The 20,427-nt window shown below is 74.1% G+C and carries 17 protein-coding genes; 9 read left to right on the forward strand and 8 right to left on the reverse strand.

Translation table 11 applies throughout. The annotated features are described in order from the left end of the window. Positions 1–50 precede the first annotated feature (50 nt). The 3 genes from AB0424_RS07555 (at position 51) to AB0424_RS07565 (ending at position 2,374) form a co-directional block, all read left to right on the forward strand. Positions 51–710: a response regulator transcription factor gene (locus AB0424_RS07555; protein WP_366302912.1), complete on the forward strand. Its 660-nt coding sequence runs from the start codon at positions 51–53 to the stop codon at positions 708–710. 107 nt (positions 711–817) lie between these two features. Further along, a complete protein-coding gene (locus AB0424_RS07560; RefSeq protein WP_366302914.1) occupies positions 818–1,270 on the forward strand; it encodes a pyridoxamine 5'-phosphate oxidase family protein in 453 nt (150 codons plus the stop codon). Positions 1,271–1,378: 108 nt separating this feature from the next. Next, complete coding sequence (locus tag AB0424_RS07565; protein WP_366303368.1) at positions 1,379–2,374, forward strand: phosphotransferase; 996 nt, start codon at positions 1,379–1,381, stop codon at positions 2,372–2,374. A 25-nt stretch (positions 2,375–2,399) separates the two neighbouring features. Here AB0424_RS07565 and AB0424_RS07570 read toward each other — a convergent pair whose 3' ends face one another. Next, positions 2,400–4,007: a protein kinase gene (locus AB0424_RS07570; protein WP_366302916.1), complete on the reverse strand. Its 1,608-nt coding sequence runs from the start codon at positions 4,005–4,007 to the stop codon at positions 2,400–2,402. Between the two features lie 275 nt (positions 4,008–4,282). On the opposite strand from AB0424_RS07570, the gene AB0424_RS07575 reads away from it, so the two are divergent. From AB0424_RS07575 to AB0424_RS07600, 6 genes are all read left to right on the forward strand, one after another. Further along, on the forward strand, positions 4,283–5,953 hold the full coding sequence (locus AB0424_RS07575) for a protein kinase (protein WP_366302918.1): 1,671 nt from the start codon (positions 4,283–4,285) through the stop codon (positions 5,951–5,953). Between the two features lie 135 nt (positions 5,954–6,088). Next, positions 6,089–6,859 (forward strand): hypothetical protein, encoded by a 771-nt coding sequence (locus AB0424_RS07580; protein WP_366302920.1) that lies wholly within the window; start codon positions 6,089–6,091, stop codon positions 6,857–6,859. 95 nt (positions 6,860–6,954) lie between these two features. Beyond that, entirely contained in the window at positions 6,955–7,668 is a 714-nt protein-coding gene (locus AB0424_RS07585) for a PadR family transcriptional regulator (RefSeq protein ID WP_366302922.1), read from the forward strand. 99 nt (positions 7,669–7,767) lie between these two features. Beyond that, entirely contained in the window at positions 7,768–8,502 is a 735-nt protein-coding gene (locus tag AB0424_RS07590; RefSeq protein ID WP_366302923.1) for an ABC transporter ATP-binding protein, read from the forward strand. Beyond that, positions 8,499–11,363, forward strand: coding sequence for an ABC transporter permease (locus AB0424_RS07595; protein WP_366302925.1), 2,865 nt, complete (start codon positions 8,499–8,501; stop codon positions 11,361–11,363). Before AB0424_RS07590 ends, AB0424_RS07595 begins: the two co-directional genes overlap by 4 nt. A 97-nt stretch (positions 11,364–11,460) precedes the next feature. Next, on the forward strand, positions 11,461–12,009 hold the full coding sequence (locus tag AB0424_RS07600) for a bacterial proteasome activator family protein (protein ID WP_017240334.1): 549 nt from the start codon (positions 11,461–11,463) through the stop codon (positions 12,007–12,009). A 109-nt stretch (positions 12,010–12,118) separates the two neighbouring features. Here the strand turns inward: AB0424_RS07600 and AB0424_RS07605 are convergent, their stop codons facing one another. The 7 genes from AB0424_RS07605 to pdhA all read right to left on the reverse strand — a co-directional run bounded on the left by AB0424_RS07605 (position 12,119) and on the right by pdhA (position 20,383). Beyond that, positions 12,119–13,105 (reverse strand): NAD(P)H-quinone oxidoreductase, encoded by a 987-nt coding sequence (locus AB0424_RS07605; protein ID WP_366302927.1) that lies wholly within the window; start codon positions 13,103–13,105, stop codon positions 12,119–12,121. Between the two features lie 39 nt (positions 13,106–13,144). Continuing rightward, positions 13,145–14,233: a potassium channel family protein gene (locus AB0424_RS07610; RefSeq protein ID WP_366302928.1), complete on the reverse strand. Its 1,089-nt coding sequence runs from the start codon at positions 14,231–14,233 to the stop codon at positions 13,145–13,147. Beyond that, positions 14,230–15,828, reverse strand: a complete 1,599-nt coding sequence (locus AB0424_RS07615) for a molybdopterin molybdotransferase MoeA (protein WP_366302929.1) — start codon at positions 15,826–15,828, stop codon at positions 14,230–14,232. The genes AB0424_RS07610 and AB0424_RS07615 overlap by 4 nt, the downstream gene beginning before the upstream one ends. Continuing rightward, entirely contained in the window at positions 15,825–16,679 is an 855-nt protein-coding gene (locus AB0424_RS07620; protein ID WP_366302931.1) for an NTP transferase domain-containing protein, read from the reverse strand. Before AB0424_RS07620 ends, AB0424_RS07615 begins: the two co-directional genes overlap by 4 nt. Before the next feature lie 97 nt (positions 16,680–16,776). Continuing rightward, positions 16,777–18,165 carry a dihydrolipoamide acetyltransferase family protein gene (locus AB0424_RS07625; protein ID WP_366302932.1) on the reverse strand — a complete coding sequence of 463 codons (1,389 nt, stop codon included), beginning with the start codon at positions 18,163–18,165 and terminating at the stop codon, positions 16,777–16,779. Then, on the reverse strand, positions 18,165–19,217 hold the full coding sequence (locus tag AB0424_RS07630; RefSeq protein ID WP_366302933.1) for an alpha-ketoacid dehydrogenase subunit beta: 1,053 nt from the start codon (positions 19,215–19,217) through the stop codon (positions 18,165–18,167). The genes AB0424_RS07625 and AB0424_RS07630 overlap by 1 nt, the downstream gene beginning before the upstream one ends. Next, positions 19,217–20,383: a pyruvate dehydrogenase (acetyl-transferring) E1 component subunit alpha gene (gene pdhA / locus AB0424_RS07635; protein ID WP_366303370.1), complete on the reverse strand. Its 1,167-nt coding sequence runs from the start codon at positions 20,381–20,383 to the stop codon at positions 19,217–19,219. The genes AB0424_RS07630 and pdhA overlap by 1 nt, the downstream gene beginning before the upstream one ends. Positions 20,384–20,427: the final 44 nt, after the last annotated feature.

Genomic DNA, 20,427 nt, shown 5'->3' on the forward strand with positions numbered 1-20,427 from the left:
TATCCCGCGCACCCCGGGCGCGGGAAGAGCCAATATGTGAGACTGGCTCCGTGCGCGAAGATGGAAAAATCCGGGTATTTCTGCTGGACGACCACGAAGTCGTCCGGCGCGGCGTCCACGAGCTGCTCTCCGTGGAGGACGACATCGAGGTGGTCGGCGAGGCCGGCACGGCGACGGACGCGCTGGTCAGGATCCCCGCGACCCGCCCCGACGTGGCGGTGCTCGACGTCCGGCTGCCCGACGGCAGCGGGGTCGAGGTCTGCCGCGAGATCCGCTCGCACGACGAGTCGGTCAAGTGCCTGATGCTCACCTCGTACGCCGACGACGAGGCGCTCTTCGACGCGATCATGGCCGGGGCCTCGGGATACGTGCTCAAGGCCATCCGGGGCAACGAGCTGCTGAACGCCGTACGGGACGTGGCGGCCGGCAAGTCGCTGCTCGACCCCGTCGCCACCGCCCGCGTCCTGGAGCGGCTGCGCGACGGCAACAACCCGAAGGGTGACGACAAGCTCGCCAACCTGACGGAGCAGGAGCGCAAGATCCTGGACCTGATCGGCGAGGGCCTGACCAACCGGGTCATCGGCGAGCGTCTCCACCTCGCGGAGAAGACCATCAAGAACTACGTCTCCAGCCTGCTGTCCAAGCTGGGCATGGAGCGGCGTTCCCAGGCCGCGGCGTACGTGGCCCGGCTCCAGGCCGAACGCCACTGACCCGCCGGGTCTCCGGCCCGCCCCGGTCGTCTTCGGGACCAACGTCCCCGCGAAACCGGGGCAGGGGCCCCTTTTCCGGCAGGGTTCCGGTGGCGGAGAGTGGAACCATGTCCACCGACGAGATCCGCGCCATCGAGCTCCTCCGCCGCGTGTCCTACGGCCGGGTGGCGACGAGCATGCGGGCGATGCCGTTCGTCGCCCCCGCCCGGCACATCGTGGCCGACGACCGCGTGCTGCTCAGGCTGCACCGGGGGCTCGGCTACCACCGCGCCTGCAACGGCAGTGTCGTCGCGTACGGCGCGGACAACTTCGACTCCGGCTCGGAGCACCTCTGGTCCGTGCAGTTCACCGGCACCGCCGAGATCGTCGAGCCGACCGACGGGGAGCTCACGGCCTTCGGGACCGAGCCGGAGTTCGTGGACGGCGAACCCTTCGACCCGGTCTACATGCGGATCGAACCGCAGTTCGTGACCGTGCACGCCCTCGACTACGCGAGCGAGACGCCGACCACCCTCCCCGGTGGTGCTTCCGTAAGGCGACATCTCCACCACGTAGCGTGATCTAACATTTGGTCGGTGCCGCGCTCATCTGAACCCGCTTCCCGGCCCGTCGGCGCCTTATCCCGCGGCCGGCCGCCCCGCCCCTCCGGAGCCCCGCCCGTCGGCGCCCTGCTGCGCCGTCACCGGCATGCCGGAGAGCCACTCTCCTGCCGGCCCGTGACCGAGGGCCTGCTCAACCGGGGTTTCCGGCTCACCACCACCCGAGGCACGTACTTCCTGAAACAGCACCTGGACGCGCCCACCGCCGACCGCGCCACCATCGCCCGGCAGCACCGCGCCACCCAGCGGCTCTACGCCCTCGGACTGCCCGTCGCCCCGCCCCTCGCCGACGCCGCCGGCCGGACGGTCTCCGTCGTGGACGGCCACTGCTACGCCCTGCACCCCTGGATCGAGGGCCGCCACCGCGACGGGGCCCAGCTCAGCGCGGGCTGCTCGCGCCGGCTCGGCACCCTGCTCGGACAGGTCCACACCGCCCTCGACCGGGTGATGGAGCCCTCCGGACCGGACGGCGGCCCCTGCGCCGACGACGGCGGCCGCGCCAGCGCCGACCTTCCGGACACCTTCCTCGCCATCGACGAGCTGATCCGCCTCGTCCAGGCGCACCGCCCCCGCGACAGCTTCGACGCGCTCGCCGAGCACCGGCTCAGGGAGCGGCGCCGACTGCTCGCCCAGCACGCCCATCGCAGGCCGCCGCCCGCCGCCGCCGCGGGCTGGGTGCACGGCGACTTCCACCCGCTGAACCTGCTCTACCAGGGCGCCGAGCCCGCCGCGATCGTCGACTGGGACCGGCTCGGGGTCCGCCCCCGGGCCGAGGAGGCCGTCAGGGCCGCCGCGATCTTCTTCGTACGCCCGGGGGGCGAGCTGGCCCTGGAGAAGGTGCGGGCGTACGCGCGGGCGTACCGCCGGGCGACGGGAGCCTGCGGCGGCGAGATGGCGGCGGCGGCGCACCGGGTCTGGTGGGAGCGGCTGAACGACTTCTGGACGCTGCGCTGGCGCTACCAGCTGCACGACCGGAGGGCCGACCCGCAGTTTCCCGCGGTGTCGGCCCTGGCGGTCTGGTGGACCCGTGAGTACGAGGCGGTCCGCGACGCGTTCGCCGGCTGAGGCGGGCCCCGCCGGACGGGCGGCGTCAGCCCGTGGCGCCCCCGCCGGTCGGCGGGGTGCCGGGGTTGCCGCCGCCGCCCGAGTCGTCCGTGGGGTCGGTCCCCGGGTCGGTGGTGGGGTCGGTCGGCGGCTCGGTGGTCTTCGACGGCGTGCCCGTGGGCGTGATCGTCTTCGGCGGTACGGTCGTGGGCGTGTCCGTCGGCTCGTTCGTCTGCGACTGCTCCCACGTGGGCTCCGTCGTGGGCGGCTGCGTCCACGGCTGCTGCGAGGAGCCGTCGGTCGACGAACCGTCCTGGCTCTGCTCGTCGGAGGGCTCCTCCGACGGCGTGGGCTCCTCGGAGGCCGTCGACGGCGAGTTGGAGACGGTCGTCGGGGTCTTCACGTCCCCGCCCTTGCCGCCCGCCTTGTCGACCGCGTACACGACGCCGGCGACGACCGCGATCAGCGCGAGCGCGATGAAGAGCCACAGCTTGCCGCGGCCTCCGTTGCCGTTGCCCTGCGGGCCGTAGGCGCCGTCCTGGCCGTAGCCCCCGGTGCCGCCCGTGCCGCCGTCGTAGCCGCCGTAGCCGCCGTCGTCGGGGTTCATCGGCGGGAGGATCGGGCCCTGCGCGGTCTCGCCGTGCATCGGGTGGCCCATCATGGCCGTCGCGGCCATGCCGCCGGCCGGGGTGCGGCCGCCGTCGTGCACGTCGACCGGGCCCGTGTTCCAGGTGCCGGTGTGGCCGCCCTGCTGGTGGAGCATCTGCAGGCCGTACTGGATCAGGCCGCGCATCTCCTCGGCGCTCTGGAACCGGTCGTCCGGGTCCTTCGCGAGCGAGCGCATCACCAGGCCGTCGAGCTCCGGCGGCACCCCGTGCGTGACCTCGGACGGCGGGACGGGCGCGTCCTGCACGTGCTGGTAGACCACGGAGAGCGGCGTCTCGCCGGTGAAGGGCGGGCGCAGCGCGAGGAGTTCGTAGAGCAGGCAGCCCGTCGCGTACAGGTCGGAGCGGTGGTCGACGGCCTTGCCGAGCGCCTGCTCGGGGGAGAGGTACTGGGGGGTGCCCATGACCATGCCGGTCTGGGTCATCGTCGACTGCGCGCCGTGCAGGGCGCGGGCGATGCCGAAGTCCATGACCTTCACGGCACCGGTGTGCGTGATGATGACGTTCGCCGGCTTGATGTCACGGTGCACGATGCCGTGCTGGTGCGAGTAGGCCAGCGCCTCCAGGACGCCGGAGACGATGATGAGGGCCTGCTCGGGCCCGGGCGCCTCGGCGCTGAGCAGCAGGTCGCGGATGGTGCGGCCCTCGACCAGCTCCATGACGATGTACGGCACGGGCCGGCCGGACACCAGGTCCTCGCCGGAGTCGTACACGGCCACGATGGCGTGGTGGTTGAGGCCGGCGACCGACTGTGCCTCGCGGGTGAAGCGGGCCTTGGAGACGGGGTCCTCGGCGAGATCGGCGCGCAGCAGCTTCACCGCGACCGTGCGGCCGAGCCGTACGTCCTCCGCGGCGAAGACCTCCGCCATGCCGCCGCGGCCCAGACGGTGCGTCAGACGGTAGCGACCGTCGCCGACGACACCGCCGACGCCCCAGGACTCCGCTGCCGCGTCCGGCACACCTCCGCCTGCTCCGGATTCGGGTGCCATCAGTCCTCGCCGTCGTCTGTCGTGCCGTGTCCAGTCGTCACGCTACAGGCTCCGTGCGACATCACGGTCCGAGATGGACCGGCCATCCAACCCCGCACCCGTACACCTGTGCAAATTCGAGGACATTCCCCGGCCGCCGCGGAAAGGCGGCCGGGGACCTTCCTGTGCGGAGGGTCACGGAACGGGCACCCGGCTTGACGTGACAGTGCCCTCGGGCAGACTTGGCCGAGAAATTCCGGATCAACGCCGCCACGCGCGCGTAGGGGGAAGCACAGATGAGCCAGGACGGCGCACAGGGCCGCTACGCGGGCGGTTCGGTCGCGGGCGGCCGGTACCAGCTGCGCGATCTTCTCGGCGAGGGCGGCATGGCGTCCGTGTACCTGGCCTACGACAGCGCACTGGACCGGCAGGTCGCCATCAAGACCCTGCACACCGAACTCGGCCGGGAACAGTCGTTCCGCGAGCGGTTCCGCCGCGAGGCGCAGGCCGTCGCGAAGCTGTCGCACACCAACATCGTCTCGGTCTTCGACACCGGCGAGGACACCCTCGACGGCGCCGTCATGCCGTACATCGTCATGGAGTACGTGGAGGGGCAGCCGCTCGGCTCGGTCCTGGCCTCCGACGTCCGGCAGTACGGTGCGATGCCGGCCGACAAGGCGCTCAAGGTGACGGCCGACGTGCTGGCCGCCCTGGAGGTAAGCCACGAGATGGGCCTGGTCCACCGTGACATCAAGCCCGGCAACGTCATGCAGACCAAGCGCGGCGTGGTCAAGGTCATGGACTTCGGCATCGCGCGGGCCATGCAGTCCGGCGTCACCTCCATGACGCAGACCGGCATGGTCGTCGGCACCCCGCAGTACCTCTCCCCCGAGCAGGCCCTCGGGCGCGCGGTGGACGCCCGCTCCGACCTTTATTCGGTCGGCATCATGCTCTTCCAGCTGCTGACGGGCCGCCTGCCCTTCGACGCCGACTCCCCCCTCGCCATCGCCTACGCGCACGTGCAGGAGGAGCCGGTCGCCCCGTCCACGGTCAACCGGGCGGTGACCCCGGCGATGGACGCGCTCGTCGCCCGCGCGCTGCGGAAGAACCCGAACGAGCGGTTCCCGAGCGCCGCGGCGATGCGCGACGAGTGCCTGCGGGTGCTGTCGGCCGGCCAGACCGGTGCCCCGATGATCGTCCAGGGCGGTCCGGTCAGCAGCGGCGCCGGCGTCGGTTCGGCGGTCTTCCCGCCCGTCGGCCAGACCCCGCCGCCCGCCCAGCACGGGGTGCAGCAGCCGTACATGGCGCCGACGCCGCAGCCCGGCCCGTACGGTCACGCGACCCCGGCGCCCGGCCCGTCGTACGGGTACCCGCAGCAGGCCCCGACGCCGGCCCCGTACGCCTCGGCCCCCACGCCCGCGCCGTACGCCTCGGCCCCGACGCCGGCGCCGTACTCCACCGGCCCGTCCCCCGCGCCGTACGCTCCGACGTCCGCTCCCTCCGGCGGCGGCTCGCGCCGCAACACCCCGGTGCTGGTCGGCGCGGTCGTCGTCGCCCTGCTGGCCGTCGGCGGCCTGCTGGTGGCGCTCAACCTCGACGACGAGGACCCGGGCGCCGACGCGGGCGGCACCGGCGGCACGCAGACCGGGACGAGCCAGAGCGCGGCCCCCGGCCACAAGGGCCCGGACCTGACCAAGACCATCGACACCAAGAAGTGCACGCAGCCCTCGGAGTCGAGCGAGGACCCGGAGAAGTTCGAGGTCCCCAACTTCACCTACAAGAACATCCAGTCGGTGAAGGACTGCGTGCAGGCGGCGGGCTGGAAGATCACGACCCAGACCCCGGTGGACGAGTCGACCTACGGCGAGGGCACGGTCCTGGAGCAGTACCCGCCGGCCGGTGAGGACATCACCGACAAGGACGCCGAGTTCACCCTGAAGATCTCGACGGGCAACCCGCCGCAGTAGCCCGGCCGCCCCGCCGCGTACGCCGCCCCGGGCGTACGCGGTACTCCCCCCGCGCCCGCCCGGATGCCGGAATCCTCCCGGCATGTGACGCTGAGTCGACAACCACCGCGGCTCGGCACGGGAGGGGGTCACCCGGTGACTCCAGCACTCCGCAGGGCTCGGGCGCGAGCCTTCGGCTCCGCTCTCACCTGCGTGTTCGTCGGGGCGTGCGTCGTCTGCGCCGCGCCCCTCGCCTACGCCACGGACCGGCCGGGCTTCTCGGCGGGCACCACGGACCGGTCGGGCTTCTCGGCGGGCACCACGGCACCGACGACCGACGCGACCGCCACCACCCCGGCGGCGCCCACCGCGTCCCCCTCCTCCACCACGCCGTCCGCCACTCCCTCGGCCACCGGCGGCGGCACCGCCGCGCCCTGGCGCCCGTGGCCCGGGAGGCCCGGGAGGCCCGGGCACCCGGCCCCCGCGCCGACCGGCACGGGCGGCGGCACCGGCAGCGCCCCGAGCCCCGCGGCCGCGCCGGACACCGGCCCGACCGACGCCCCCGCCCCCAGCGGCTCCGCCTCCCTGGCGGGCCGCCCGGCCGGGGAGGGGCGTCCGCGCCCCGGTCGCTCCGAGACCGCCGGGGAGAGCGCCACGGCCCCCTCCCCGGGCCCCTCTCGTACCGAAACCGCTACAGACGAGGACCTGCCCGACGCCGTGGAGGAGGAGGGCGCGGGGGTACGTGAGGAGGAGGCATTCGTGCCCGAGGCGGCGCAGGCGAGCCTGCCCGCCACCGGGGCCCGCATGGCGCCCGAAGCCTCCCCCACCCTCGGCGACCAGCGGATTCCCGTCCTCACGCTGGGCGCGGGGCTGGCGTTGATGGGGCTCGGGATCGGCTTCCTCGGCCTTCGGATGCGCCGCCGCTGAGGGCCCGGGGCACGTCGCGTCCCCCTTGCGACGGACACCCCGCTTCCCCCTCAGGACGGTTGTCCGCGACGGCATACCCGGTATACATACTGAGTATGTCGATCCGCCACGGGCTCCTCGCCCTCCTCGAACGCGGCCCTCGCTACGGCTCTCAGCTCCGCACGGAGTTCGAGTCCCGCACGGGTGCCACCTGGCCGCTCAACGTCGGTCAGGTCTACACGACCCTGAACCGTCTGGAGCGCGACGGCATGGTCGCCCAGAGCGGCGAGGACGCGGCGGGCCACGCGCTCTACGCGATCACCGACGACGGGCGCACCGAGCTCAGGACCTGGTTCGAGAAGCCCGTGGACCGCACCAGCCCCGCCCGTGACGAGCTGGCCATCAAGCTCGCCATGGCCGTGGGCGCACCCTCCGTCGACATCCGTGACGTCATCCAGTCCCAGCGCCGGCACACCGTGAAGGCGATGCAGGACTACACCCGGCTCAAGGCGCAGGCCCTCGCCGCCGTCGAACGCGGCGGGGCCCGGGAACGGGACGACGTGGCCTGGCTGCTCGTCCTGGAGCAGCTGATCTTCCAGACGGAGGCCGAGGCCCGCTGGCTCGACCACTGCGAGGCCCGGCTGATCCGCCTGTCGACGACGGCCGCCGCGGCCGCCGACTCCGGTCACGGCACCGGTCACGCCGACGCCGGTCCCGCCGCCGACAGCCCCACCGAAGCGGCCCTCCCCGGCGCTCCCGCCGGACCGGCCGCCCCACCCGCCTCGACCACTGCGAGCACGACCCACGCCGGTACGCCCCGGGCGCGCTGACCGCACGCTCGCGCCCCGTCCGTACCGCCGACCCACCACCTTCCACCGCACACCCCGTGCCCGGCCGACGCCGCGCACGTCCCAAGGGGGGACCCCTCGATGTCCACACAGCAGCCCGTGCTGCAACTCCAGAACCTGACTCGCGTCCACGGCGCGGGCGCCACCGAGGTGCACGCACTGCGCGGAATCGACCTCGCCGTCTACCCGGGCGAACTCGTCGCCGTCATGGGCCCGTCCGGCTCCGGCAAGTCCACCCTGCTCACCATCGCGGGCGGCCTCGACACCCCCAGCTCCGGCCGGGTGATCGTCGAGGACACCGACATCACCACCGCCGGCGTGAAGCAGCTCGCGGCCCTGCGCCGCCGGAGCATCGGCTACGTCTTCCAGGACTACAACCTCATCCCGGCGCTCACCGCCGCCGAGAACGTCGCCCTCCCGCGCGAGCTGGACGGGGTCTCCGCGCGCAAGGCGCGCGTCGAGGCCCTGGCCGCCCTGGAGGAGATGGGGCTCGGCCACCTCGCCGAGCGCTTCCCCGACGAGATGTCCGGCGGCCAGCAGCAGCGCGTCGCCATCGCCCGCGCCCTGGTCGGCGACCGCCGGCTCGTCCTCGCCGACGAGCCCACCGGCGCCCTCGACTCCGAGACCGGTGAGTCCGTGCTCGCCCTGCTGCGCTCCCGCTGCGACGCGGGCGCCGCCGGCGTCCTCGTCACCCACGAGCCGCGGTTCGCGGCCTGGGCCGACCGCGTCGTGTTCCTCCGGGACGGCGCCATCGTCGACCAGACCGTGCGCAGCGACGCCGACTCCCTGCTGTCGGGCCAGGTGGCCGAAGCGTGAAGACCTGGTTCCACTCCTGGCGGGCCGCGATCCGCATCGCCCGGCGCGACGCCTGGCGCTCCAAGGGCCGCAGCGCCCTCGTCCTCGCGATGATCGCGCTGCCCATCCTGGGCGTCAGCGCCCTCGACCTGACCATCCGGAACTCCGAGCTCTCCGCCGCCGAGAAGGCGGACCGGATGATCGGCGCGGCCGACGCCCGCTTCCACGACCCCCAGTACGGCGGGGTCCCGGTGCTCCAGGACCCGTCCGGCGAGATGAGCACCCCGGCCAAGGACTACAAGAACGAGCCGTGGCCCAGCGGGCCCGCCGATGTCACCCGGGCGATACCGGCGGGCTCCACCGTCCTCACGGACGGGACCGGTTCGGCCAAGCTGACGACGACCCACGGTCTGCTCATGACCGAGGTGCGTGAGCTGAAGGCGGCCGATCCGATGGCGCGCGGCATCATGCCGCTCCTGGAGGGGCGTTACCCGGAGAAGGGCGACGAGGTCATGGCGACCTCGCACTTCCTGGAGGCCAGCGGTCTGTCCGTGGGTTCGACCCTTTCCGCCCGCAACTTCGATCGCACCTATCGGATCGTCGGCGCCTACGAACTTCCCGACTCCCTCGCCACCGATCAGATCAACGCCCTGCCGGGAGCCTTCCTCGCGCCGTACGCGAAGGCCGTCGAGAAGTCCGGTCTGAGCGCGTCCGCGCCCTCCCTCTCATACCTGGTGGGCAAGGCCGGCGGTTTCACGTGGAACGACGTCCAGCAGGTCAACACCAAGGGCGTGACCGTCACCTCCCGCGCCGTGCTGCTCGACCCGCCGGCCAAGTCCGAGGTGCCGATGTACCAGAAGGACGGCTGGCAGGTCTACGAGACCAGCACCGCGGCCCAGGCGGCCGAACTCGCGGCCCTCGGCACCGTCGTCGGCCTGGCGATGCTGGAGGTCTGCCTCCTCGCCGGTCCCGCCTTCGCCGTCGGCGCCCGGCGCTCGCGCCGCCAGCTCGGTCTGGTCGGGGCCAACGGCGGTGCCCGCAGCCACATCCGGGCCATCGTCCTGAGCGGCGGTCTGGTCATCGGCGTCGCGGCCGCCGTCACCGGCACCGTCCTCGCCCTGCTCCTGACGCTGGTGCTGCAGCCGGTCCTGGAAGACGCCATGGGCCAGCGGTTCGGCGCCTTCCACGTCCGGCCCCTCGAACTGCTCGGCATCGCGGCGGTCGCGGTCCTCACCGGCCTGCTCGCCGCGATCGTCCCCGCGATCACCGCCTCCCGGCAGACCGTGCTCGCCTCGCTCACCGGTCGGCGCGGAATCCGCCGCAGCAGCCGCGTGCTGCCCCTGATCGGCCTCGCGGCCCTGCTCATCGGCGGCGCGATCGCCCTCTTCGGCTCGATCGTCAGCCAGCAGTTCGTGATCGTCGCGGGCGGCTCCGCCCTCGCCGAGCTGGGCGTCGTCGCCATGACCCCGGCCCTGGTCGGCCTCTTCGGGCGGACCGGCCGCTGGCTGCCGCTCTCGCCGCGGCTCGCGCTGCGCGACGCCGTCCGCAACCGGGGCCGCACGGCCCCCGCCGTCGCCGCCGTCCTCGCCGCCGTCGCGGGCACGGTCGCCGTCTCCACGTACATGGCCAGCAACGAGGCCGAGAACCGGGCCGCGTACGAGGCCAAGCTGCCGTACGGCGTCGCCTCCGCGTTCGTCACCGACGAGGGGGGCCGGGACGTCCCCGCCGTCCGCGAGGCCGTCCAGCGCGCCTTTCCGGTCGACGTCCGCGCCGACGTCGAGCGCGTCTCGGTCGGCAAGCCCGGCTGCAACCCCTGGGGCAGCGAACGGGGCTGCGGCCGCTACGAGGTCGTCGTCCCCGCGGCGAACGAGTGCCCGCTGTACGCCACGATCCCGGGCGGCGGCGACGCCTCCGAGCGGTACACGCCCGATCAGCGGCGGAAGATGCTCACCGACGACTGGCGGTGCAAGGACTCCGCGAGCAGCGGGATGTACATCACCGACTCCGGCCTGGTCGTCGGCGACGCCAAGCTGCTCCAGGTCCTCGGCATCGACGACCCCGCGACCGTGAAGGCCCTCGCCGACGGCAGGATCGTCGCCTTCAACCGGGCCCTGGTCGGCAAGGACGGCACCATCGCGATCAAGCAGGTCACCGACCTCGCCGCGGCCGACAAGGCGTCCGAGAAGAACCTTCCCGCACCCGGCGAGGTCACCTCCGTCCCCGCCTACCTGGTGCCCGGCGCCGAGAAGTCCTACGGGGTCCAGGCCCTGATGACCCCGGCCACCGCCAAGGCCGCCGGCCTCTCCACCCTGCCGCTGGGCCTGTACGTCAGCACCGACCGGCTCCCGGACGGCGAACAGCGCCAGAAGCTCGACGGCGAGATCGCCAAGCTCGGCAGCGAGGTGGAACTCCACCTGGAGGAGGGCTTCGTCAACAAGAACGGCATCATCCTGCTGTCGCTGGCCATCTTCGCGGGCCTGGTCACCATCGGCGCCGCCGGCATCGCCACCGGGCTCGCCCAGGCCGACGCCGAGGCCGATCTGAAGACGCTCGCCGCCGTGGGCGCCCCTCCCCGGGTCCGCCGCACGCTCAGCGGGTTCCAGTGCGGAGTGGTCGCCGCGATGGGCGTGGTCCTCGGCTCCGCGGCGGGAATCCTGCCCGCGGTCGGCCTGCGGCTGACCGAGGAGCGCGAGCAGATCCGGTTCCACGAGCAGAACCTGGCCCAGGGCTGGAGCGGTGATTCCCCGCTGCCCGACCTGCCGATCGTCGTCCCGTGGGAGACCCTGGCCGGCCTGCTCGTCGCCGTCCCGCTGGGCGCCGCCCTGCTCGCCGCCCTCGTGACCCGCTCGCGCGGTGCGCTGTCCCGGCGCGAGGCGACCTGACCGTCCCCGTTCCCGTCCTGTGCCCCTGTACGAGGGTGGATCACCCTCGTACAGGGGCACACCGTCTGTTGAGGCATGTGTACGAGAGAATGGCGGCATGGAGATGCCGAGGAATGACAGGTCGCAGGAGAGCCCCCAGGTCCTCATCGTGGGACAGGACGGGATGGCGCTCGGCGGCACTCAGGGCGACGACGAACCCCGCGAGGTCCCGGTGACGGAAATGGTCGAGCAGCCTGCGAAGGTCATGCGGATCGGCAGCATGATCAAGCAGCTCCTGGAGGAAGTACGTGCGGCACCTCTCGACGAGGCCAGCCGTGTCAGGCTCAAGGACATCCACGCCAGCTCCGTGAAGGAGCTGGAGGACGGGCTCGCCCCCGAGCTGGTGGAGGAGCTGGAGCGTCTCTCCCTGCCCTTCACGGACGAGGCGATCCCCTCCGAGGCCGAGCTGCGCATCGCGCAGGCGCAGCTGGTGGGCTGGCTGGAGGGACTCTTCCACGGCATCCAGACCGCGCTGTTCGCCCAGCAGATGGCGGCCCGCGCGCAGCTGGAGCAGATGCGCCGGGCACTGCCGCCGGGGGCTTCCCACGACGATGACGACGACGACCGCGGGCACGGCCACGCGGTCCGCTCCGGACCGTACCTGTAGGTCCCGGACACGACCTGCGGGTCCCGAGCGGAACCTGTGGGGCACGGACGGAGGGGCCCGGCACACGCCTGTGTGCCGGGCCCCTCGTCGTCGGGCGACGCCGGTGCGGTCAGTCCCGCGGGGCGCGCAGCAGGACCTTGCCGACGTGGCCGCCGGACTCCAGCGCCCGGTGTCCGTCGGCGGCCTCCGGCATCGGCACCTCCCGGTCGACGACCGGGCGGACCGTGCCCGCGCCGATCAGGGGCCAGACGTGCTCCCGGACGGCGGCCACGATCGCGGCCTTCTCCTCCGCGGGCCGGGAGCGCAGGGTGGTCGCCATGACGGCCGCGCGCTTGGAGAGGAGGGCGCCGAGGTTCAGCTCGCCCTTCACCCCGCCCTGGAGTCCGATGATCACCAGGCGGCCGTTCACGGCCAGCGCCTTCACGTTCCGCTCCAGGTACTTGGCGCCGACGATGTCCAGGATGACGTCCGCGCCCGCTCCGTCCGTCGCCTTGGCCAGCTCCTCGACGAAGTCCTGCTCGCGGTAGTCGATGAGGATGTCCGCGCCCAGCTCGGCGCAGCGCGCCAGCTTCGCGGGGCCGCCGGCCGTGACCGCGACCCGCGCGCCCACCGCCTTCGCCAGCTGGATCGCCATGGTGCCGATCCCGCTCGCGCCGCCGTGCACGAGGAGCGTCTCGCCCGGCCGCAGGTGCGCGATCATGAAGATGTTGGACCAGACGGTGCACGCGACCTCGGGGAGCGCGGCGGCCGTGGCCAGGTCGACACCCTCCGGCACCGGCAGGAGCTGACCGGCCGGGACCACGACCTTCTCCGCGTAGCCGCCGCCGGCGAGCAGGGCGCACACCTCGTCGCCGACGGACCAGCCCGACACCCCGGGGCCGAGGGCGGCCACGCGGCCCGAGCATTCGAGACCGGGGTACGGGGAGCTGCCGGGCGGCGGGTCGTAGAAGCCCTGGCGCTGGAGGAGGTCGGCGCGGTTGACCGCGCTCGCCACCACCTCGACGAGGACCTCGCCCTCGCCGGGTACGGGATCGGGCACCTCGGCCCAGACCAGGGCCTCGGGACCACCGGGTTCCGGAATCGTGATCGCATACATGGCGGCGAGGCTACTCCCGCCGCCTCGCCACCCCCGGGTTCAGTCCTCCGGCGGCGTGGAGAGCGGGGTCACGGGGGCGGCGGCGCGCACGATGGTGATCACCCGGTCGGTCAGCTGGAGCGGGCTGGCCGCGGGGTCGTCGTAACCGAGCAGCCGGTGGCCGCGGAGCACGCTCACCACCAGGTCCTCGGTCTCCCGCACGCTCTTGCCGGCCTCGCTCTTGGTCACCGGGCGTTCGACGAGGTCGAGGCCGGAGCCCTGCTGGATCAGGTCCTCCATCACCGTGCCGGCGCTGGGGCTGAGCACGGAGAGGCCGAGCAGACGTCCGGCGGCGCTGGCGCTGGTGATGACCGCGTCGGCACCGGACTGGCGGAGCAGCGGCGCGTTCTCCTCCTCGCGGACCGCGGCGACGATCTTCGCGCCCCGGTTGAGCTGCCGGGCGGTCAGGGTGACCAGGACCGCCGTGTCGTCGCGCTGGGTGGCGATGACGATCTGGCGGGCCCTCTGCACCTCGGCGCGGAGCAGCACGTCGCTCCGGGTCGCGTCGCCGATGACCCCGACGAAGCCGTCCGCGTTCGCCGTCTCGATCACCTTGGTGGAGGGGTCGACGATGACGATCTGTTCCTTGTGGAGCCCGGTGGCGCAGAGGGTCTGGATCGCGGACCGCCCCTTCGTCCCGAAGCCGACGATGACGGTGTGGTCGCGCAAGGTGGACCTCCAGCGGTTCAGCCGGAACTCCTCGCGGGTCCGCTCGGTGAGGACCTCCAGAGTGGTGCCGACCAGGATGATCAGGAAGAGCACGCGCAAGGGCGTGACGAGCAGGATGTTGGCGAGCCGCGCCGAGTCGCTGTACGGGACGATGTCGCCGTACCCGGTGGTGGAGAGCGTGACGGTCGCGTAGTAGACGCAGTCGAGGAAGTCGAGCGTCTCGTTGGCGTTGTCGTGGTAGCCCGCGCGGTCCACGTAGACGATGAGGACCGTCAGCATCAGCACGCCGAGCGCCATGAGCAGCCGCTTGCCCACCTGGCGGAGCGGCCTCTCCACGACCCGGCGGGGCAGCCTGACCCGCGGGCCCGAGATCCTTTCGTCGGCGTGCCGGGCCATCACGTCACGGCTGGGAAGTTTCACGTGAAACACGCTCCTTGGACCGGGACGGCCCCCGCCGTCGTCGGCCACGGAAGGTCGAGGACGGTCAGCTCCTGGCCGGGCCGCGCGCCGCCGGGCGGGACGACGGCCATGCCGTCGGCACCGGCGATGCCCCGGAGCATCGCCGGTCCGTTGTAGTGGAGGGGGACGGCCCGTCCGTCGCGGCGGAGGACCGGGACGAGCCGGGTGTCGTGCGGATGCCCGTGCACCTCGCCGTCCACGGGCACGCCGGGCGCACCGGAGCCGGGCGTGCCCGGAGCGCGGTACGTCGGCGGGGTATCCGCGCGGGTGAGGGCGGCGAGCAGCGGCTCGGCGAGGGTCAGGAGCCCGGAGACGGCGGCCAGCGGGTTGCCGGGCAGTCCGACGAGGTGGCGGGTGCCCGCGGGTCGCGCGGTACCGCCGTCGAGGCGGGCGAGCAGCATCGGGTGGCCGGGCCGGACCTTCACTCCGTCGACCAGGAGGGTCGCGCCGGCCTTGTCGAGCACCCGGTGGAGGTGGTCCACGGGTCCGGCGGCGGTGCCGCCGGTGGTGACGACCAGGTCGGCGGCGGAGCCGGTGACGGCCGCGTACAGCTCCTCGGCGTCGTCGCCGATCCGGCGGGTGGCGAGCACCTCGGCGCCGAGGGCCTCCAGCCAGGGGCCGAGCATCGGGCCGAGCGCGTCGCGGATCAGCCCCTCGTGGGGGAGTCCCGCCGTGAGCAGCTCGTCGCCGAGGACCAGGATCTCCACCCGGGGGTGGGGCCGTACGGGAAGCTCGTCGTAGCCGGCGGCGGCGGCGAGGCCCAGCACGGCGGGCGTCACGGCCGCGCCCGCCGGAAGCAGTTCGTCGCCCGTACGGCACTCCTGGCCCCGCGGCCGGATGTCCTGCCCCGGCACGACCTCGCGCAGTGCGTGCAGCACGAGCGCGCTGCGAGCGGACGCTGCTCCGGCCTGCCCGGCGGGCTCGGTGCGGGTGTGCTCGCTGCGCAGGACGGCGGTGGTCCCGGACGGGACACGGGCGCCGGTGGCGATCCGCACGGCCTCCCCGGCCACGGGTACGGCGGTGGACACGTGCCCGGCGAGCACGGCCCCGTCCTCGCGGACGGTCCACGGACCGGGGCCCACGACGGCCCAGCCGTCCATCGCGGAGGTGTCGAACGACGGCAGATCGGTGAGGGCCGTGAGCGGTTCGGCGAGGGCCCGCCCGAGCGCCTGCCCGAGCGGAACGCCCAGGCTCCCCCGGTCGGCCCGCGCGGCGGTCCCGGCACGCACGGCGGCCTCCCGCGCCTCCGGCCACGGGGCGGCCCGGTGCGGTCGCCCGGCCCTCCCACCGGCGGAGTCGGCGGATCCGGCCCCGGACGCCGCATCAGCGCCGGATGCCGGGGCGGCTCCGGACGCCGAATCAGCGCCGGACGCCGGGGCGGCCCCGGACAGCGGGGCGGCCCCGGACTCCGGGAACGAAGAGCCTCCGGGGTCCGGCGCGGCTGCGGACGCGGCCGGAGCCGAGGCGGGGGCGGCGGAGGAGGCGGCGACCGGCGCGGCGGAGGCCGGAAGGCCGCCGGGCTTCTCCGCCACGGGGGCGGGCTCCTGGGGGATCATCCCGCCTCGTCCTGCTCGGCGGCCCAGCGCTGGGCCAGCGCCGCGGCCTTCCGGGCGGCTTCGGCGACCGCCTCCGGCCCGGCTCCGGGGCCCGCGAGCGCCGCCGCGTACCCGACCAGGAAGGTGGTCAGGGGTGCGGCGGGGCGCGCCACGCCGTGGGCGGCGTCGCGGGCCAGGTCGAGGAGCACGCCGGTGTCGACGTCCAGCTCGATGCCCAGTTCGTCCTTGACTGCGGTGATCCATTCGTCCAGCACGGTCCCATGCTCCCTGATGCGCGACCGGGCCGTGGCGATGTCCTCCCAGGTGTCGCAGTCGAAGGAGGCGAGGGGGCCGGCCGCGAGCCGGGCGAGCCGGAGGGCCCGGGTGAGCCCGCGCAGCGGCAGGCCGGCCAGAACGCGGTGCTCGTGCGCGAGCCGGGCCAGTTCACGGCGGAGCGGCTCGGCCCGGTAGGCGGCGACGAGGGGCTGGTCCCGGCCGTCCTCGTCGGTGAGGAGGACGGCCTCGGCCTCGGGGTCCGCGGAGAGCGCGTCCAGGAGGCCGCGGACGGCGGCGGCGTCGAGGAAGGGCAGGTCGGCGGAGAGGACGAGGAGCACGGCGGCTTCCGTCTCCCGCACGCCGGCGTCGAGGGCGGCGACCGGGCCGCCGCCGGGCGGCTCCTCCCTCGTCCAGCGGACGGGGCGCACCGTCGGGCGCCGGTCCCCGACCACCACGGTCCGGCCCGCGTCGGGGCAGGCGGCGAGAACCCGGTCGAGGAGGGTCCGTCCCCCCACCCGTACCCCGGGCTTGTCGGAGCCGCCGAGGCGCCGGGCGGCGCCCCCGGCGAGCACGACGGCGTCGTATGCGGTGGTCACCCGAGCAGTATGGGCCGCCGGGCACCACCGGCGTCCGACCCGTCCCACGGACCGGACGCCCGGCCCGTCCCGCGGAGGGGCCGGGCCGGACGGCTCGTCAGACCGTGCGGAGCAGGACCGCGGGCTGTTCGACGCAGTCCGCCACGTACCGCAGGAAGCCGCCGGCCGTGCCGCCGTCGCAGACGCGGTGGTCGAAGGTGAACGACAGCTGCACCACCTGCCGGACGGCCAGTTCGCCCTGGTGCACCCAGGGCTTGGGGATGATCCGGCCGACCCCGAGCATGGCGGCCTCGGGGTGGTTGATGATCGGCGTGGAGCCGTCGACCCCGAACACCCCGTAGTTGTTCAGGGTGAACGTGCCGCCGGTCAGATCCGCGGGGGTGAGCGCGGACTCCCGGGCGGCCTCGGTCAGCCGGGCGAACTCGGCGGTCAGCGACTCGGCCGTCCGCTGTCCCGCGTCCCTGACCACGGGCACGACCAGGCCCCGCGGGGTCTGGGCGGCGAAGCCGAGGTGCACGGACGGCAGCCGGACGATCTCCCGGGCGGCGGTGTCCACCGTGGAGTTGAGCTCGGGGAACCGGCCCAGCGCGTGGACGCAGATCCGGGCCAGGAGCGCGAGCAGGGAGATCTTCGGTCCGCCCGCCGCGTTCATCGCGGTCCGCGCCGCCATGAGTTCGGTGGCGTCGGCGTCGACCCAGCAGGTCGCGTCCGGGATCTCCGTACGGCTGCGCGACAGCTTGTCCGCCACCGCGCCCCGGATCCCGCGCAGCGGAATCCGCTCGGCGCCCGGGGCGGAGACCGTCGCGGGCACGGCGGCCGCCACGGGGGCGGGAGCCGCGACCGCGGGGGTGACGGCCGGCCGCTCCAGGGCGGCGAGGGCCAGCTCCACGTCGGCCCGCAGGATCAGGCCGGCGGGGCCGGAGCCGCGCACCTCCCGCAGGTCGATGCCCCGGTCCCGGGCCAGCTTCCGCACGAGCGGCGAGATGACGGGCACCGGGCCGGTGTGCAGGGCGGGTGCGGGAGCTTCGACGGCCGGAGCCGGCACGGGCGCGACGACGGCGACCGGCGCGGCGGCCGGGCTCGTCTGCCGGACCCTGCGGCGTCGCGCCGCGGGGCCGGCCGTGCCGTACCCGACGAGGACGTTGCCCGAGTACTCCGAGGAGACGGCCTCCTTGGCGGACCCGCCCGCCGTGGGGGCCGCTTCCGGAGCGGCCTCCGCGAGCTCCTCCGGGGCACCCGTACCGCCGACGGCGACCGTCAGGAGCGGTGCGCCCACGGGCAGTTCGGTGCCCTCCTCGCCGTACCGTGCGGTGACGACACCGCCGTACGGGCAGGGCACCTCGACCATGGCCTTGGCGGTCTCGACCTCGACGACCGGCTGGTCGATGGCGACGACGTCGCCGACGGCGACCAGCCAGCGCACGATCTCGGCCTCGGTGAGTCCCTCACCGAGGTCCGGCAGCTTGAACTCCAGCACCTGGGCCATCAGCTCCCCGCCTCCCACTGCAGCCGCGCCACCGCGTCCAGGACCCGGTCCACGCCCGGAAGATGGTGCCGCTCCAGCATCGGCGGCGGATACGGGATGTCGAAGCCGGCGACCCGCAGCACCGGGGCCTCCAGGTGGTGGAAGCAGCGCTCGGTGACCCGTGCGGCGATCTCCGCGCCGGGTCCGCCGAAGCCGGCCGACTCGTGGACCACGACCGCGCGGCCCGTCCGCCGCACCGAGGCGCAGACGGTCTCGTCGTCGAACGGCACGAGCGAGCGAAGGTCGACGACCTCCAGGTCCCAGCCCTCGGCCTGGGCGGCCTCCGCGGCCTCCAGACAGACGGGCAGCGAGGGGCCGTAGGTGAGCAGGGTGGCGCCGGTGCCCCGGCGCCGGACGACGGCCCGGCCGATCGGCTCCACGGGCGCGGGCGCCTCGGGGGACCAGTCGGACTTGGACCAGTAGAGCCGCTTGGGCTCCAGGAAGACCACCGGGTCGTCGGAGGCGATGGCCGCGCGCAGCAGCCCGTAGGCGTCCTCGACGGTGGCGGGGGTGACCACGTGCAGCCCCGGGGTGGCGGTGTAGTACGCCTCGGAGGAGTCGCTGTGGTGCTCGACGCCGCCGATCCCGCCGCCGTACGGGACGCGGATGACGATCGGCATCGGCATCGCGCCGCGCGTCCGGTTCCGCATCTTCGCCACGTGGGAGATCAGCTGCTCGAACGCCGGGTAGGCGAAGGCGTCGAACTGCATCTCGACGACCGGCCGCAGGCCGTACATCGCCATGCCGACGGCCGCGCCGAGGATGCCGGCCTCGGCCAGCGGTGTGTCCGTGCAGCGGTCCTCGCCGAACTCCTTGGCGAGCCCGTCGGTGACGCGGAAGACGCCGCCGAGGGTGCCGACGTCCTCGCCCATCACGTGGACGGTCGGGTCCTCCGCCATCGCGTCGCGCATCGCCCGCTGGAGCGCCTGCGCCATCGTGGCGGGCTTCGTCCTGCCGGCGGCGGCCGTACCGGACTTCGCGGGTCCGGTCGCTCCGGTCGTCGCGGTCGTCATCACGCCTCGCCCTCACCCTCGGCCTCGAGCTCGGCGCGCAGCTGCGCCGCCTGTTCGCGCAGCTGCGTCGTCTGCTCCGCGTACACGTGGGAGAAGAGGTCCATCGGGTCGAGCACCGGGTCGGCGTTCATCCGTTCGCGCAGGTCCGCGGCCATCGTCTCGGCGGCCTCCGCCGCGGATCGCCGGCCGTCCTCGTCGAGGAGGCCGCGCTCGGTCAGCTCCCGCTCCAGGAGCAGGATCGGGTCGTGGGCCCGCCAGGTCTCGACCTCGCCGGCCGCCCGGTAGCGGGTGGCGTCGTCGGCGTTGGTGTGGGCGTCGATGCGGTAGGTGACGGCCTCGACGAGGGTGGGGCCGCCGCCGCGCCGCGCGCGGGCCACGGCCTCGGTCAGCACCTGGTGGACGGCGACCGCGTCGTTGCCGTCGACGAGCCGACCGGGCATCCCGTATCCGACGGCCTTGTGGGCGAGGGAGGGAGCGGCGGTCTGCTTGGCGAGCGGCACGGAGATCGCGAAGCCGTTGTTCTGGACGAAGAAGACCACGGGGGCCTGCCAGACGGCGGCGAAGTTCAGCGCCTCGTGGAAGTCGCCCTCGCTGGTGCCGCCGTCGCCGACCATGGCGAGCGCGACCACGTCGTCGCCCTTGAGCCGGGCGGCGTGGGCGAGGCCCACCGCGTGCGGGAGCTGGGTGGCCAGGGGCGTGCAGAGCGGTGCGATGCGGTGCTCGTGCGGGTCGTAGCCGGTGTGCCAGTCGCCGCGCAGCAGGGTGAGCGCCTGCACGGGGTCGAGGCCGCGGGCGACCGCCGCGAGCGTGTCGCGGTACGAGGGGAAGAGCCAGTCGCGCTCCTCCAGGGCGAGGGCGGCGGCGATCTCGCACGCCTCCTGGCCGGTGGTGGAGGGGTACACGGCGAGGCGGCCCTGCTTGGTGAGCGCGGTGGCCTGCGTGTTGTACCGGCGGCCGCGGATCAGCTCCGCGTACAGCCGCAGCAGCAGTGCGGGGTCGGCGTCGGCCACGGCGTCCGTGCCGAGCACGCGCAGCGGCTCGGCGTCGGGCAGCAGCGGGGCGGGATCGGTGCGGGGACGCCAGGCGGGCGGCGGGGTCGGCCGGTAGGCGTCGACGGCACCGGGCGGCTCTTGGACTGTCGAACTGCGCTGTTGCAACGAGTCCACCTCCTCGTGGGAGCGGGCATAAGACCCGAAGGCGGGTGGCGCGA

Source organism: Streptomyces sp. NPDC051180, assembly GCF_040689545.1.
Lineage (GTDB): Bacteria > Actinomycetota > Actinomycetes > Streptomycetales > Streptomycetaceae > Streptomyces.

Bases quoted from the DNA above. Each gene is read 5' to 3' on its own strand.
- AB0424_RS07600 (WP_017240334.1), top strand. From the start codon at position 11,461: ATGGAGATGCCGAGGAATGACAGGTCGCAGGAGAGCCCCCAGGTCCTC.
- AB0424_RS07570 (WP_366302916.1), bottom strand. From the start codon at position 4,007: ATGGCACCCGAATCCGGAGCAGGCGGAGGTGTGCCGGACGCGGCAGCG.
- AB0424_RS07625 (WP_366302932.1), bottom strand. From the start codon at position 18,165: ATGGCCCAGGTGCTGGAGTTCAAGCTGCCGGACCTCGGTGAGGGACTC.
- AB0424_RS07590 (WP_366302923.1), top strand. From the start codon at position 7,768: ATGTCCACACAGCAGCCCGTGCTGCAACTCCAGAACCTGACTCGCGTC.
- AB0424_RS07585 (WP_366302922.1), top strand. From the start codon at position 6,955: ATGTCGATCCGCCACGGGCTCCTCGCCCTCCTCGAACGCGGCCCTCGC.
- AB0424_RS07615 (WP_366302929.1), bottom strand. From the start codon at position 15,828: ATGATCCCCCAGGAGCCCGCCCCCGTGGCGGAGAAGCCCGGCGGCCTT.
- AB0424_RS07630 (WP_366302933.1), bottom strand. From the start codon at position 19,217: ATGACGACCGCGACGACCGGAGCGACCGGACCCGCGAAGTCCGGTACG.
- AB0424_RS07605 (WP_366302927.1), bottom strand. From the start codon at position 13,105: ATGTATGCGATCACGATTCCGGAACCCGGTGGTCCCGAGGCCCTGGTC.
- AB0424_RS07575 (WP_366302918.1), top strand. From the start codon at position 4,283: ATGAGCCAGGACGGCGCACAGGGCCGCTACGCGGGCGGTTCGGTCGCG.
- AB0424_RS07560 (WP_366302914.1), top strand. From the start codon at position 818: ATGTCCACCGACGAGATCCGCGCCATCGAGCTCCTCCGCCGCGTGTCC.